This window comes from Arthrobacter sp. SDTb3-6 (assembly GCF_013376095.1).
Lineage (GTDB): Bacteria > Actinomycetota > Actinomycetes > Actinomycetales > Micrococcaceae > Specibacter.
This window is the reverse complement of record NZ_JAAMFN010000011.1, coordinates 1-14,060: the sequence shown is the minus strand read 5'-3', so window position 1 is coordinate 14,060 and position 14,060 is coordinate 1. Positions and strand designations below refer to the sequence as shown.

Genomic DNA, 14,060 nt, shown 5'->3' with positions numbered 1-14,060 from the left:
TCTGACGTCACTCTACATAATATATTGGAAAGCGGCAAGAGGGATGTTTGTGAATCATAGCCCCTACTACCCTTGACATCACAGGCATTTATGGAAAGATTCTCTGGAGAACATAATATATTGATGGATTCGAAGATGATCCCGCGTCGGAAGGAACAAGATGGCACGCAGCACTGAAGTCAAGGATTCACGGATCGTCCAGGGGTGGACAGGCCGGCTCTTTGAGGACTTTGCCGTCGGCGACATTTATTACCACCCGTTCGGCAAGACGGTGACCCAAGCCGACAATCAGCAGTTCACGCTTATGACGCAGAATGTGGCCAAGACACACGTCGACGCCAACTTCGCCAAGTCGACCGAATTCGGCCTGCCGCTGGTCAACTCCACTTTCACCCTTGCGCTCGTCACGGGCCAGTCCACGATTGACCTGTCCATGAATGTCTTTGCCAACATGGGCTGGGACGAGGTCCGCATGCCGCACCCGGTCTATGAGGGCGACACCATCTACTCCCGTTCCAAGGTCCTCTCCGTCCGCGGCTCGGCGTCACGCCCGCACCTGGGCCTTGTCACCGTCGCCACTGAGGGCTTCAACCAGGATGGTGCCATCGTGATCAGCTACCGGCGCACGTTCATGGTCTACCGCCAGGGACACCTGCCCAGCACCGCCTCATCCCGCCCCGACGAGTCCTCGCTGCCGGCCGTTGAGGTCCAGGCATGAGTGCCCTCGCCGCCGTTGACCCGCGGACGACGCCGGAGGTGGACTTGGCAGCGTTTGTCACCGTTTTGTTCGTCCCCGGCGACCGCCCCGAGCGTTTCGCCAAGGCCTGTGCCACGGCTGCCGACGCCGTCATCATTGACCTGGAAGACGCGGTCGCGCCCGGCGACAAAGTAGAGGCCCGGCGCAATGCCGTCGCGGCACTCTCAGCGGCAGCCGACGGCCGGCTCCGAGCGCTGGTGCGCGTCAATGCCCCCGGCAGCGACTGGTTTGCCGCGGACCTGGCCGCGCTGGGCGAACTCGCAAGCACGCCGGGCCATGGGCTGCGCGGCATCGTGCTGCCCAAGGCCGAACACCCCGGCCATATCGCCATGGTGACGGCAGCCGTGGGGGTGGGGACAGGCGTCGTGCCCTTGGTGGAATCGGCGCTCGGTGTGGTCAACGCCCTGGAGCTCGCGCGCACCCCGGGCGTCGCCCGGCTGGCTTTCGGTGCCGTGGACTATGCACTGGACATTGGTGCCACCGACGATCCCCGGGCGCTGGAATACGCCCGCGGCGCGCTCGTCGTCGCTTCCCGTGCAGCCGGCATTGCTGCCCCGTTGGACTCGCCCTCAACCGCCATCAAGGACCTGGCGCAGGTTGCCACCGGTGCGGAGTTGGCCCGCGTTCTGGGCTTTGGCGGAAAGTTGTGCATCCACCCCGCCCAGCTCGCCGCCGTCCAGACGGCGTTTGCGCCCAGCCGGGCCGAGATCGCCTGGGCCGCCGAGGTGCTGGCCGTCGTCGACGCCGGCGCAGCACAGGTCAACGGCGAGATGATCGACCGTCCGGTCGTGGAACGTGCCCGGCGCATCGCAGCCACGGCTGAGGCCACCCGCAGCGGGAAGGACGAGTCATGAGCATGTTGCCGCTGGAGGGCCTGACCGTTGTCTCGCTGGAGCAGGCCGTTGCCGCACCGTTTGCCACGCGCCAGCTGGCGGACCTGGGCGCACGGGTGATCAAGATCGAACGGGACACGGGTGATTTTGCCCGTGGATATGATGAAAGTGTCCACGGCATGGCCAGCTATTTCGTCTGGTTGAACCGGGGGAAGGAATCAGTTGTCCTGGACTTGAAGTCAGAGGACGGGATCGCCGCCCTCAAGGCGCTGGTAGCCAAGGCTGACATCCTCGTTCAGAACCTGGCCCCTGGTGCCATCGAGCGGATGGGTCTGGGGCCGGACGAGGCCCTCGCGCTGAACCCTCGACTGATCCACGTGTCCATTTCCGGCTATGGGCGGGGCGGCAGCTATGAAAGTAAGAAAGCCTACGACCTCTTGGTGCAGTGTGAGGCGGGGCTGCTCAGCGTCACTGGCACACCGGCTGAACCTGCCAAGGTGGGCATTTCCATCGCCGACATCTGCTCGGGCAGCTATGCCTACTCCGGCGTTCTCACTGCCCTTTATCAGCGGCGGGGGACCGGACGCGGCGACGTGCTGGAAATTTCCATGCTCGAAGCGTTGGCCGAATGGATGGGACAGCCATATTTCTACGCCCAGTACGGCGGCAAGCAGCAACCCCGCACGGGCGCCCAACACGCCACCATCGCACCCTACGGCCCCTTCGCGGCCACCGACGGGACGGTGTTCTTCAGCATCCAAAACGAACGTGAGTGGACCAACTTCTGCGAGGTGGTCCTGGGACAGGCCGATCTGGCTGCGGACGCACGTTTTCGCACCAACACGCTGCGGGTCGCCAACCGGGACGACCTCCACGCCACCATTGACGCCGTGCTCGGAACAATCCCGGTGGCCGATGCCCTGGCCCGGCTTGACGGGGCAGGCATCGCCAATGCACAAATGCGGAACATGGAAGAACTGGCAAAACACCCGCAGCTGCAGGATCGAGACCGCTGGCGCGACGTCGACTCGCCCGTGGGGCCCCTGCGAAGCCTCCTCCCACCCGTCACATCACGCGAGACAGGGGTGCGCATGGGGCCGGTCCCCGCGTTGGGCGAACACACCGAGAAGGTTTTGGCGGAGCTTGCCGTCGATGCCGCAGATGGGGAGCCGTCTGTTCGCTAAGCTGGGAACTTCGGCGGAAGGAATAATGGGCGGACCATGACGGAAACTCAGCAAGGAGGGCGGCGCCCGCAACTCAGCGACGAGGCGGCCGCCTACACACGGGCGCTGATCATGTCCGGGGAGTTGCGGCCAGGAACGCAAGTGCGCCCGGAAACGATCGGCGAGCGACTGGGCATTTCCACCACGCCGGCCCGGGAGGCGTTGCAACTGCTGCGCGTGGAAGGGTTTCTGGAATTGGTTCCCCGCCGCGGCTTCCAAGTGGCGCCGCTGACCGGAGGGGACATTCGGGACCTGTTCCGGGCACAGGCGCTCTTGGGCGGCGAGTTGGCCGGACGCGCTGCCGGCCGCGTCGGCCCCGGCGATCTGGCGGAACTCTCCGCGCTCCACCATGAACTCATGGCGGCCGCCGCGCGGAACGACACCGGGCTTCTGGAGGAAAAGAACCACGCCTTTCACCGGATCATCAACCACCTGGCAGACTCCCGTAAGATCCTTTGGGTGCTCGGGCTGACGGTGCGGTACGTCCCCCGGATGTTTTATGCTTCCATCCCGGGGTGGCAGCAGGCCACCGTGGAAGACCATGGAAAGGTCCTGGACGCCCTTTCCGCTGGAGATGCCAACGCGGCCCGCCGGGCCATGGAAGATCACCTCACCCATGCGGGCGAACTGCTGGCGGACAACTTTGACGCGCGGATCCAAGGAGAAGGCCAGCGCACCCCCGCCTGACGCCCCCTTGCGGCGTCTTAGCCGTGCCACCGGCGGTAGGCGGCAGCAGCCCCTGGATGCAGGGGGACCCCGGCAGTGGTAATGAGCGCGCGCGGGTCCAAAAACTGCGTCCCCAGCGTTTCCGGCGGCACCAGGTCCGCGGACCGTGAAACCAAAATGTCCACCAAAGATCCAGCGACCCCATCAGCCAGGTCGGCCCGGGCCAACAGCAGGCTGGCGACACCCACCGTCCGGGTCTCCCCGGAATTGCCGTAGACACCCGCCGGGATGCGGGTGGACTGGTAAACGGGCCCGTACTCTTGTTGGAGCCGGAGGGCTTCGACGCCCAGGTCGATAAGACGGATCCTGTTGCCGGCCGGACCTGCCACTATTGGCAGGGGAACCCCGCCGGCGAACAGGGCAGCGTCCACGGCACCCTTGACCAAGGCGGATCCAGTGTCGCCGATCCCGATAGGGCTTTCGGTGAAATCGCTGGTGCCCACACCGGCGGCCGCCAGAATGCGCAGTGCCGTGAAGCGTGTTCCGGACTGTGCCGGCCCCAAGCTGACGGTGCGCCCAGCCAGGTCGGCAACGGATTTTATGGGCGAGCCGAGGGGAACGGCGAGTTGCCAATAGGTTTGGTAGACGCGCCCGATGGCGGCCAGGCCTGCCACGTCCGTGCCAAGCGCGTCGGCCAGGACCAGCCCAATCCCTGCGCGGCCCGCCCGCATGAGCTGAAGGTTTTGGAGGGTTCCGGGCGTCTCCAGGGGCGCGATCCTGAATGCAGGTTCGGATGCCGCTGCGGTGGCAAGGAGCTGGGTAAATTGGGCAAAGAAGCCACCTGCTTGTCCGCCGGCCATCGCTATTTTGGCCGGTTCCTGCCGGTCGCAACCGGCCAAGGCTGCAGCCATTGCGGCGCCTGCAGCGGCCAGGAGCGCACGGCGGGTCGGTGGGCGGCCGGTGAAATGGTGTGGTGTCACGATACGCTTCCTTCCTGCACCGATTCCGGGTTTGCAGGGTTGGGGAGACCCGGAAGTTCCACTGCTGCCGTCAATCCGCCCCCGGGCGTCGGCGAGAGGTGAAGGGTCCCGCCCATGTTTTCCGCCAGCGCCGTGCCTATGGCCAGTCCCAAGCCGGTGCCAGGCGGATTCGAGGCACCGCGGTCGGCTGAAATGCCGCCGCGGAAGAACCTTTCACTCAGGCGCCCCAAGTCTGAGGCGGGAACGCCCGGACCGGAATCGGCAACCGTCACAACCACGGTGTTGCGCCGTCCTGCGGTGACGCTGACTACTACCTTCTCGCCCGGAGCATACTTGCAGGCATTGTCCAGCAAAACGTCCAGTAACTGCTGCACGAGATGCTCCTGTGCCAAGACCCGGTGTGTGGTGTCGGACTTGACCAAGGTCAGTGGGGTGCCTGCTTCCAGGGCCGCCACTGACCAGAAGTTGACCCGTTCGGCGGCCATGGACCAGGCATCGCAGCTTTCGTTTACTGGGGGACGGGGTGTTTCAGCCCGGGCAAGGGCCAGCAGGTCGCGCAGGATCGCGTTCAGGCGTTCAGCCTCGGCGCCGGCGCGCTGCACTCTTGGGCGGTTGGCTGCATCCACTTGGCCTTCGAGTGTGTCCAGGCGCAGCTGCAAAGCCGCCAGGGGGTTGCGCAACTGGTGTGCGGTGTCAGCCACCAAGCGCTGCTGGGCCGCCGTTGACGCGGTGACGGCACTGGCCATCGCATCGAAGGAGCCGGCCAGCTCGCGCAGTTCGGGCGGCCCGCCGGCCCGTGGGGATGGCTGCGGCCGGCCCGGGCGGACAGGGATGAATGGCAATCCGGCGGCCAGCTCCCGCACGCGCAGGCGGAGCCGGCCCAAAGGGCGGAGCACCCAACGGCTGACGGCGTGGGCGATGACTCCAAAGATGAGCAGTGCCGCCGCCACCGCGGCCAGCGCCAGGAGCCACGCGCGTTCAATGTCGGCCCTGGCACCCTCGGTTGAAGCGGCCAGAATGATGGCACCGGACACTTGGACGTCACTGCCGATGGGCTGGGCGAACAGGACGGTGGGCGGAGACCAGGGAGTCAGGGCTGCCGGGACCGGGGCCGGTTGGTTGCGGATCGCGCGGGCCAGCGACTCGCGAACGCCGAGGGCGTTGCTGGCCAGGCCGGTGGACAGAGGTTTGATGCCCAGGGTTGAGGTCACAAGCAGGGGCTCGCCATAAAGTGCCGTATACGCTTCCATTTCCGCCGGAAGTGTCCCGGCCTTGCCTGTGGTGACGTATTCCTCGGCAAGCCCAGCGAGCCGCTGGACATCAGCGTCACGGCTGAGCACAAATTCGCGGGTTCGGGACTCGGAGGTGACCAGGGACAGGGGGACAGCGAAGCCGGCCGCCGTGACGGCGGCCAGGATGGCAAGGACCAGCAACAGCCGGGCGCGCATGCGTCAACGCGTCCATCTGTAGCCGAAGCCGCGGATGGTCTCGATCAGGCCGGGCCGGCCCAACTTGCCACGCAGGGCGTTCATGTGGACGTCCAGGGTGCGGGAGACGGCCAGGAACGCGTCTCCCCAAACTTTGTCCATGAGCTGTTCTCGGCTGACGGCTGTTCCCGGGTCCGTGACGAGTGCGGCTAGCAGCTCGAATTCCTTGGTGGTGAGCACAATTTCCTCATCGGCAACCCAAACGGTCCGGGAGGCGAAGTCCACGGTGATGTCGTTGAAGGTGTCTTTGACGGGGGGTGCCCCGGGCGACCTGGCGGCGCGTCGGGCCACGGCCTCCAGCCTGGCAAGCAGCTCGACCATGCGAGGGGGCTTGACGAGATAGTCGTCGGCGCCGGACCGCAGGGCACGGATAAGTGAGCGCTCATCGTCACGGGCCGTGAGCACCACGACCGGGACGAGGCTCACTTGGCGCAACTGTCGAAGGATGTCGATCCCGTCCGCATCCGGCAGACCCAGGTCGAGGATGACGGCATCGAATTGGGCATGGCGCATCAGGAGCTCGGAGCCACGGGACATCCTGAACGACGGGATCCGGTGGACCGCAAGTCCGTCCTTGAGCGCGTCAGCCACGCCGTCGTCGTCTTCGACAATCCCTATGCGCATGTACTGCTTTCCTTCTTTGTTCCGACACCGGTGAGCGGCATCGTCAATGATGCCGCCCACCGACCGTCTTTGGGGTAACTCTAGCGCCCTGGGCGGGTGCCTGCCCCACTGCTAAACCGCTGCGGGTGCCTTGTCCGCGGCCGCTCCACCGTCACCAGCTTCGTGAGCCACAGGTTCCGGCAGGGGCTGGGCCTGCAGTCCTTCCAGCTTTGAGTTCTTCGAGGGCTCCGTGACCATCAGCGCGGCGATCAGCGTCACGGCGATGCAGCCGGTGACGTACCAGAAGAACATCGATTCAACTCCGGCCTGTTTGAGGGCCAGGGCCACGGGCTCAGCAGTTCCACCAAACAGCGCCGCGACGATGGCGTGGGGCAGGCCGACACCGAGGGCCCTGACCCCGGTGGGGAACATTTCGGCCTTGATGATGGCGCTCAATGAGGTGTAGCCGGTGACGAAGACCAGTCCGGTCATCATCAGGCCGAACGCGAGGAACACGTTGTTGGTGTGGGACAGGGCCGTCAGAAGCGGGACGGTGGCGATGGTGCCGCCGATGGAGAAGAACAGCATGACCTTGCGGCGGCCGATCTTATCTGACAGGGCGCCGGCAACGGGCTGGAGGCACATGAAGATGAACAGTGCCACGAAGCTGATGACGGCGGCGTCTTCCTTGGAAATGCCGGAGGTGTTGACCATGTATTTCTGCATGTAACTGGTGAAGACGTAGAAGGCGACGGTGCCGCCGAGGGCCAGACCGAAGACGGCAGCCAGCTGCTTCGGGTATTTGGACAGCGCGCGCAGGCCTGTGGTCTTGCGGCCGTCGGCTTGGGCGGCTTTTTCCTTTTCATAGTGGGCGGATTCGTCCATGCCGCGCCGGAGCAGCATGACGGCAAATCCTGCAAGGGCGCCGACGACGAACGGGACCCGCCAGCCCCAGGCATACATCTGCGCGTCGCTGAGGAGGTTTTGCAGCACGATCATGAGGAGCAGCGCCAGGAGCTGGCCCATGATGATGGAGACGTACTGGAAGCTGGAGTAGAAGCCGCGGCGGCCGGGGGTTGCGATTTCGGAGAGGTAGGTGGCGCTGGAGCCAAACTCACCGCCAACGCTCAGACCCTGAAGGAGCCGGGCAACCAGTAGAAGAATTGGTGCGGCGACTCCGATGGCGGTGTAGGACGGGGTCAGTGCGATGGTGAGGGAACCGGCGCCCATCAGCAGTACCGAGACGGCGAGTGCATTGCGCCGACCGAAGCGGTCAGCGTACATGCCCAATATCCAGCCGCCCAAGGGCCGCATGAGGAACCCGACTGCAAAGATCGAGGCCGCGGCCAGCAGCTGTGCGGTCAGGCTTTCGGCCGGGAAGAAGGACTTGGCAAAGTAGATGCTGAAGGAAGCATAGACGAACCAGTCGAACCATTCGATCAGGTTGCCGAGGCAGCCCTTAATGACATTGCTGACCACCCTCCTGGTTGGGTGGGTGCCTGTTGCTGCTGTGGTGCTCATGGGAATCTCCTGTGTGGTGTGTCACTGGGTATGGGAACACAGTGGCACGGGTCACATCCCCGCTGCCAGCGATCCGCTCGTTTCTTAACCGCCGCTTAAGAATGGGTGGGCGCAGGGAGCCCAACCACACGGATGGACCAGATGCGAACGCGCGGAAGGCCGGCTGGAACCTCAGTTCCAACCGGCCTTCCGTGGAGTGCGCGGGGTTAGTCCGTTCGTGCGCCGTCGGAGACGCTGATGCCGCGTTGGGAACCGCCGTCGTCCGGTTCCACGTCGATGGTGTTGCGCGTGAAGGATCCCTTCATCATGATCAGGGCGATGAGCGTCAGTGCCGCGAAACCGGTCACGTACCAGCCGAAGAGGCCTTCATGGCCGGCGGCCTTAAGCCCCAGGGCCACTGATTCCGTGGTCCCGCCCAGGACTGCGCCGACAATTGCGTAGGGCAGGCCGACGCCGACAGCTCGGACATGGGTGGGGAACATTTCCGCTTTGACGATGGCGCCGCAGGCGGTGTACCCGCTGAGGATCGCCAAGGCGGCCACCATGAGCAGAAAGGCTGCCCAGGGGTTTCGTGTGTGGCCCATTGCCGCCAAGATGGGGACGGTGAACAGCACGGCTCCAATGGCGAAGGCCAGCAGCGCGCGACGCCTGCCGATCCGGTCCGAGAGCGCACCCATGGCCGGTTGCATGAAGAGGAACACCAGGAGGGCGAAGAAGTTGATCATCGCGGCGTCGGGTTTGGAGATTCCGGCGGTGTTGACCATGTATTTCAGTGCGTAGGTGGTGAATGTGTAAAACGCGATGGTGCCGCCGGCGGTCAGGAGCATGACGGCAACCAGCTGGCGCGGGTGGTTCCGGATGAGCGCCCGCAACCCGGTCGCCTCGCCCTCCGGAGGTCGTGTCCGGCCGGCCTGGAAGTGGGCCGACTCGTCCATGGAACGGCGCAACCACAGGACGACGAGGCCGAGGACAGCGCCGACCAAAAACGGGACGCGCCACCCCCAGGCATGCAGCTGCTCGGCGGTGAGCGCCGACTGCAGGCCGATCAGTGTGAGCAGGGCCAGCAGTTGGCCGACGATGATCGAGGAGTACTGGAAACTGGAGTAGAAGCCGCGGCGTCCCGGCGTCGCAATCTCCGACAGGTAGGTGGCACTTGAGCCGTACTCACCGCCAACGGAGAGTCCTTGGAGCAGGCGGGCGGCCAACAGCAGGGCCGGGGCGCCAAGTCCGATCACGTCGTAGCCGGGAATGAGAGCGACAATCAGCGAGCCGACGCTCATAAGGGTCACGGACAGGGTGAGCCCGGCCCGGCGACCCCGCCGGTCCGTGTATAGCCCGAGTATCCAGCTGCCCAGGGGCCGCATCAGGAATCCGACGGCGAACACCGCCGTCGTGGAAAGCAGCTGTACCGTCGCGTCACCCTTCGGGAAGAAGACGCTGGCAAAGTAGAGGCTGAAGGAGGCGTAGACGAACCAGTCGTACCATTCGACCAGATTGCCAATGGAGCCCTTGATGACGTTTGAAACAACTCGCCGCCGCGGGGGCATGAGTGGGAGAGCCATGTTTTTCACCAATCTTTTGAAGGGAGCGGCCGGCGCGCCGGACAGGCTGCCGGCCGCTGGCATTTGACGGGTCTTCAGCCCAGGACGAAGGGATCCCGGTTCGGGGCCCCGGTGTTGATCCACACGGTTTTGGTCTCGAGATAGTCGCTGATGGCCTCGCTGCCATTTTCCCGGCCGACGCCGGAGTCCTTCATGCCGCCGAAGGGTGCCATGAAGCTGACCGTTCGGTAGGCATTGACCCACACCATGCCGCTGTCCACGGCCTCGCTCATGCGGAAGGCCCGCTCGATGTTGCTCGTCCAAATGCCGGCACCAAGCCCGAACCGCGTACTGTTGGCCAGGCGAACTGCCTCGGACTCGTCACGGAACGGGATCACGGCCAGGACGGGTCCGAAAACTTCCTCCTGCGCGATGTCCATCTCAGGTATCACATCCGTGAAAATGGTTGGTTCCACAAACCAGCCGCCGCTGGGCGGCGTATTCGGCACCTGGCCGCCAAGCGCCGTCGTCGCCCCCGCCGCGACCGCCTGGTCGATGTGCCCCAGGATCTTCGCCAATTGCTGCCTGGTCGTCACCGGTCCCACTTGCGTCCCGGGCGACATGGGGTCGCCGATGCGTGCCCGGCGGGCGAGGCGTACAAGCCTGTCCACGAAATCGTCGTGGATGGATTCCTCGACCAGCAGCCTGGACCCTGCAATGCAGGTCTGGCCGGTGGCGGCGAATATCCCGGAAACGACACCGTTGACGGCAGCGTCAAGGTCGGCGTCGGCAAAGACGATGTTGGGCGATTTGCCCCCAAGTTCCAGGGTGCACCGCTTCAGCCCGGCCGCGGCCTGGGCCCCGATGAGCCTGCCGGTTGCATCCGATCCGGTGAAACCGATCTTGCGCACCAAGGGGTGGTCAACGAGCCGGGCCCCGACGTCGTGTCCGAAACCGGTCACGACGTTCACGACGCCCGCCGGTACACCCGCCTCCTCAAGAATCCGGACAAATTCCACGGTGGAGGCCGAGGTGAATTCAGAGGGCTTGATGACGACCGTGCAGCCGGCCGCCAGGGCGGGGGCCAGCTTCCAGGCCAGCAGCAGCAGCGGCGAGTTCCAGGGCGTGATAATTCCCACCACCCCGACCGGCTGCTTGCGGGTGAAGGCGAAGTAACCCTTCTTGTCCAGTGGCAGGACCGAACCTTCGACCTTGTCCGCCAGACCGCCGTAGTAGCGGAACCACTCGGGAATGTAGTCCATTTGGCCGCGCATCTCGGCTAGCAGCTTGCCATTGTCACGCACCTCAATTTCGGCGAGCCGTCCGGCTTGGGCGGCCAGGGCATCGGCTGCGCTCACCAAGACCTTCCCGCGCTCGGTGGGCGTCATGCCCGCCCAAGGACCGGTGGTGAAGGCCCGGTGGGCGGCGGTCGCGGCAAGGTCGACGTCGGCCTCATCGCCACGCGCGATCCTGGCCCAGGCCTGGCCCGTCCACGGATTCTCGGAATCAAACCACGTCCCCGTCGTATGTGGGCGGCCGTCAATGTGCATCGGGTAGGAAACAAGTTCGAAGGCTGCATCATTGGTCGTGGCGGACGACTGGGAAAGCCTCACAGCGGTGCCAAGCCGAGGTGGGCGCGGAAAGAATTCTTTGCGGCAGCCCCGTCACGCCCGGGCATGGCGCGCGGCTGCTCGCCCGTGGCGATGACGGCATGGGCGAACACTGGCCCGGACTGGCACCGTATGTGTTTGGCGAGGTCGTCGACGTCGTCCGGTTCGTTGATGCGCAGGACCACGCCGATGCCAAATCCGGAGGCGATCTCGGCCAGGTTGGCGCCGAGGGAGGTATGGCTTTGCTGCATGCCGGTCTCCCCAAAATGGCCATTATCCAACACCACGATGCTCAGATTGGCGGGTCTGCTGGCTGCGACGGTGCCGAGGGATCCGATGCCCATGAGCATTTCGCCGTCTCCGGTGATGACGATGACCTGCTTCTCCGGCTGGGCCAGGGCGAGTCCGAGACCCAGGGGGACTGCCCCTCCCATGGCACCCCAGAGGTGGAAGATGCCCGCGCGGTCCGGGGCGGTTGCATGGACGTCATAGGTGGGGGAGCCGAGGCCCGTGACGACGAGCGCCTCAGGCACGGCGGCCAGGAGCGCCGCCACGAGTTCCCGGCGGTCGAGCTTGCTGGATGCGGTATTCACTTGTTGTCCTTCTTCCAGATCTTGCGTCCAATGAGCCGCTGGCCGATGAGCACGGCAACGCGCTCTCCAGCCAGGAATGCCGCATCAGCGGCTGCCGAAACCGTCTCGGCAACGTCGTCCGGGGTGTCGACCCGCAGGACGGTGATTCCCATGAGTTGGAGGGCCTCTTCGGTGGCCCGGCCCATGGGCCCCTGCCACGGGTTGAACTCTGCGTATTCGCCGCGCATGGTGACCAGCGTCAGGAACGGGAAGCGGCAGGAATCCAGGAGGGAGAACATGTTGATGCAGTTTCCGACGCCGCTGCTTTGCATCAGCAGGGCTGCGCGCTGACCGCCAAGCCACGCCCCGGCAACGACGCCGACTCCTTCCTCCTCCGTCGTCAGGACGATGTCGGTGATGTCCGGGGTGGCGATCGCCTCGCGGATGGCGTGGCTGTGGCCGGCGTCGGGCACGTAGGCAACTTGCTGGACGCCACTGGCACGTAGGGCGTCCCAGACGTCGTGCTGCCAAATGGGTGTTTCTACGGTGGGCACTGTCTCTCCTTTGATGTGATGCATGTCATCTATTATTTGAATTGATTTCACATCAAATCAAATAGTATTTACTGATATCACTATCAAGGCACGGAATGGCCGCGGGGAATCGATGCAGTGGTTATGTGGCTGTCGCTATGCGGAGGGCAGGCGTCCCGAGGGCCAGTCCCCGGCCTTCACGAGGTCGCTGGCGAGGGCGGCCACTATGTCACTTACCGCCTTGACAGCCTGTCGAGTGAGGGCGTCCCGGGCAGTGACAAGGATGATGGAACGCTCGATGACGGGCGCTTCCAGAGGGGCTGCTTCGACCCGGCCCTCTGCCAGGTCGGAGACCAGGCAGCATGCAGGGAGTGCTGACCAGAAGCCGCCGGACATGGCGAGGCGCTTTTGAACATCCATGGAGTCCGTTTCGACGGCGGGCTCCAGTTCCAGGTTTTCAGCGGCAGCCGCGAGGTTGAGGAGCGTGCGGATGCCTTGGCCGGTGGCCGGCAGGGCCAATGCATGACGGGTGAGCTCGGCCAGCGGGACCGAGTCCCGGGTGGCCAGACCCGAACCCTTGGCGGCGACGGCCCAGAGTTTTTCTGAAAGCAGCGGGCGGGTATTTAGCGTTGGGCCGCCCTGGGCTTCATAAAGCAGTGCTGCATCGACTTCACCACGGTCAAGGTGCTGTTGCAGGTCTCCCGAATAGCCCACCCGCAGCCGCAACTTGATGCCGGGATATTGGGCCGCGACCGCCTCGACGAGCGGGACGGCCAAAAGCTCCGTGGTGCTCGGCAACAGGCCCATTGCCACCAGTCCACGGACAGATCCGAGGCTTGGACCGACCTCTGCCTTGGCGCGCGCCACGTCGTGAAGGACCCTGCGGGCGTGTTTTACCATTGCCTCGCCGGCGTCGGTCGGCTGCATGCCGTGCCGATTGCGTTCGAACAGTGTGACGCCCAGCTCCTGCTCGAGGAGGCGGATCTGCCGGGTGACGGCGGGCTGGACCAGGTGGAGGATTTCCGCCGCGCGGGTCACGCTGCGGGTCTCGGATACCGTCACGATCGCCAGAAGCTGCTTGAGGTCCATCAGGTCCTGTCCTCGGGTGTAGGGCTTCATCAAATACTATGGGGCAAACCACGCCGTCATGGGGCTGGGCCGTTGTCCCACTTGTTCCCCGTGTCCGCGGTGCCCGGCGCAGGCTCACGGTTACGGTTACGGTTACGGACACAGATATACAGTGGAAAGTGTCGGAAAGTAAGGACAATGACCATGCCCACACGTGTTAGCTTTGCCAATCTTGAGACTTTCCTGGCGGTTGTCCGCAGCCCGACGATCAGTCAGGCCGCCGAGAAGCTGAATATCGCGCAGCCCGCGCTCAGCCAGCAGCTTCGACTGCTCGAACGCCGCCTGGGCGTGGGGCTTTTCGAACGCGACGCGCGCCCGTACCGGCTCACGGAGGCCGGGATGCTGCTCAGGGACGAGGCGGAACGACTACTGTCCGACTTCGAGGACCTGGTCGACCGGCTGCAGGGCCTCGCTGAGGGGAAGCGTGGGCGTCTTCGGATCGGCTTCACCCGCTCCGCCATCTACGGAGTCATGCCGCCGGCGATCAAGGCATTTACGGCGTTGTACCCGGATGCCGAGCTGCAACTTCATGAGATTCTCACGGAGGACCAGCCGGAGGCCCTGCGGACGGGCATCATTGACTTGGGGATCGCCCGGGATCCGGCC

At 64.9% G+C, this 14,060-nt stretch carries 14 protein-coding genes; 5 read left to right on the top strand and 9 right to left on the bottom strand.

Going from position 1 to position 14,060, the window contains the following annotated elements; all coding sequences use genetic code 11:
- The first annotated feature begins 160 nt into the window (after positions 1 to 160).
- Genes G6035_RS07380 through G6035_RS07365 form a run of 4 tightly spaced genes read left to right on the top strand, consistent with a single transcriptional unit; the run spans position 161 to position 3,500 of the window.
- Positions 161 to 718, top strand: coding sequence for a MaoC family dehydratase (locus tag G6035_RS07380; protein ID WP_176616439.1), 558 nt, complete (start codon positions 161 to 163; stop codon positions 716 to 718).
- Positions 715 to 1,611, top strand: a complete 897-nt coding sequence (locus G6035_RS07375; protein ID WP_176616438.1) for a CoA ester lyase — start codon at positions 715 to 717, stop codon at positions 1,609 to 1,611. The genes G6035_RS07380 and G6035_RS07375 overlap by 4 nt, the downstream gene beginning before the upstream one ends.
- Positions 1,608 to 2,774 carry a CaiB/BaiF CoA-transferase family protein gene (locus G6035_RS07370; protein ID WP_218063032.1) on the top strand — a complete coding sequence of 389 codons (1,167 nt, stop codon included), beginning with the start codon at positions 1,608 to 1,610 and terminating at the stop codon, positions 2,772 to 2,774. The genes G6035_RS07375 and G6035_RS07370 overlap by 4 nt, the downstream gene beginning before the upstream one ends.
- Before the next feature lie 36 nt (positions 2,775 to 2,810).
- The gene (locus tag G6035_RS07365) at positions 2,811 to 3,500 is read left to right on the top strand and encodes a GntR family transcriptional regulator (protein ID WP_176616437.1); all 690 of its coding nucleotides are present in this window, start codon (positions 2,811 to 2,813) and stop codon (positions 3,498 to 3,500) included.
- A 17-nt stretch (positions 3,501 to 3,517) separates the two neighbouring features.
- On the opposite strand, the gene G6035_RS07360 is transcribed toward G6035_RS07365, so the two are convergent.
- The 9 genes from G6035_RS07360 to G6035_RS07320 all read right to left on the bottom strand — a co-directional run bounded on the left by G6035_RS07360 (position 3,518) and on the right by G6035_RS07320 (position 13,445).
- Positions 3,518 to 4,459, bottom strand: a complete 942-nt coding sequence (locus G6035_RS07360; RefSeq protein WP_176616436.1) for a TAXI family TRAP transporter solute-binding subunit — start codon at positions 4,457 to 4,459, stop codon at positions 3,518 to 3,520.
- Positions 4,456 to 5,907, bottom strand: coding sequence for a HAMP domain-containing sensor histidine kinase (locus tag G6035_RS07355; protein WP_176616435.1), 1,452 nt, complete (start codon positions 5,905 to 5,907; stop codon positions 4,456 to 4,458). The genes G6035_RS07360 and G6035_RS07355 overlap by 4 nt, the downstream gene beginning before the upstream one ends.
- A gap of 3 nt (positions 5,908 to 5,910) precedes the next feature.
- The gene (locus G6035_RS07350; RefSeq protein WP_176616434.1) at positions 5,911 to 6,570 is read right to left on the bottom strand and encodes a response regulator transcription factor; all 660 of its coding nucleotides are present in this window, start codon (positions 6,568 to 6,570) and stop codon (positions 5,911 to 5,913) included.
- A gap of 111 nt (positions 6,571 to 6,681) precedes the next feature.
- Positions 6,682 to 8,070: an MFS transporter gene (locus G6035_RS07345; RefSeq protein ID WP_176616433.1), complete on the bottom strand. Its 1,389-nt coding sequence runs from the start codon at positions 8,068 to 8,070 to the stop codon at positions 6,682 to 6,684.
- Between the two features lie 206 nt (positions 8,071 to 8,276).
- Positions 8,277 to 9,632, bottom strand: a complete 1,356-nt coding sequence (locus G6035_RS07340) for an MFS transporter (protein ID WP_218063031.1) — start codon at positions 9,630 to 9,632, stop codon at positions 8,277 to 8,279.
- A gap of 74 nt (positions 9,633 to 9,706) precedes the next feature.
- Positions 9,707 to 11,224 (bottom strand): aldehyde dehydrogenase, encoded by a 1,518-nt coding sequence (locus G6035_RS07335; protein WP_218063030.1) that lies wholly within the window; start codon positions 11,222 to 11,224, stop codon positions 9,707 to 9,709.
- A complete protein-coding gene (locus tag G6035_RS07330; protein ID WP_176616431.1) occupies positions 11,221 to 11,814 on the bottom strand; it encodes a thiamine pyrophosphate-dependent enzyme in 594 nt (197 codons plus the stop codon). The genes G6035_RS07335 and G6035_RS07330 overlap by 4 nt, the downstream gene beginning before the upstream one ends.
- Complete coding sequence (locus tag G6035_RS07325) at positions 11,811 to 12,347, bottom strand: thiamine pyrophosphate-binding protein (RefSeq protein ID WP_218063029.1); 537 nt, start codon at positions 12,345 to 12,347, stop codon at positions 11,811 to 11,813. Before G6035_RS07325 ends, G6035_RS07330 begins: the two co-directional genes overlap by 4 nt.
- A 135-nt stretch (positions 12,348 to 12,482) precedes the next feature.
- Positions 12,483 to 13,445 carry a LysR family transcriptional regulator gene (locus G6035_RS07320; RefSeq protein WP_218063028.1) on the bottom strand — a complete coding sequence of 321 codons (963 nt, stop codon included), beginning with the start codon at positions 13,443 to 13,445 and terminating at the stop codon, positions 12,483 to 12,485.
- Between the two features lie 147 nt (positions 13,446 to 13,592).
- Here G6035_RS07320 and G6035_RS07315 point away from each other — a divergent pair.
- Positions 13,593 to 14,060: LysR family transcriptional regulator (locus G6035_RS07315; protein ID WP_176616429.1), on the top strand; the 468-nt coding region annotated here is incomplete at its 3' end.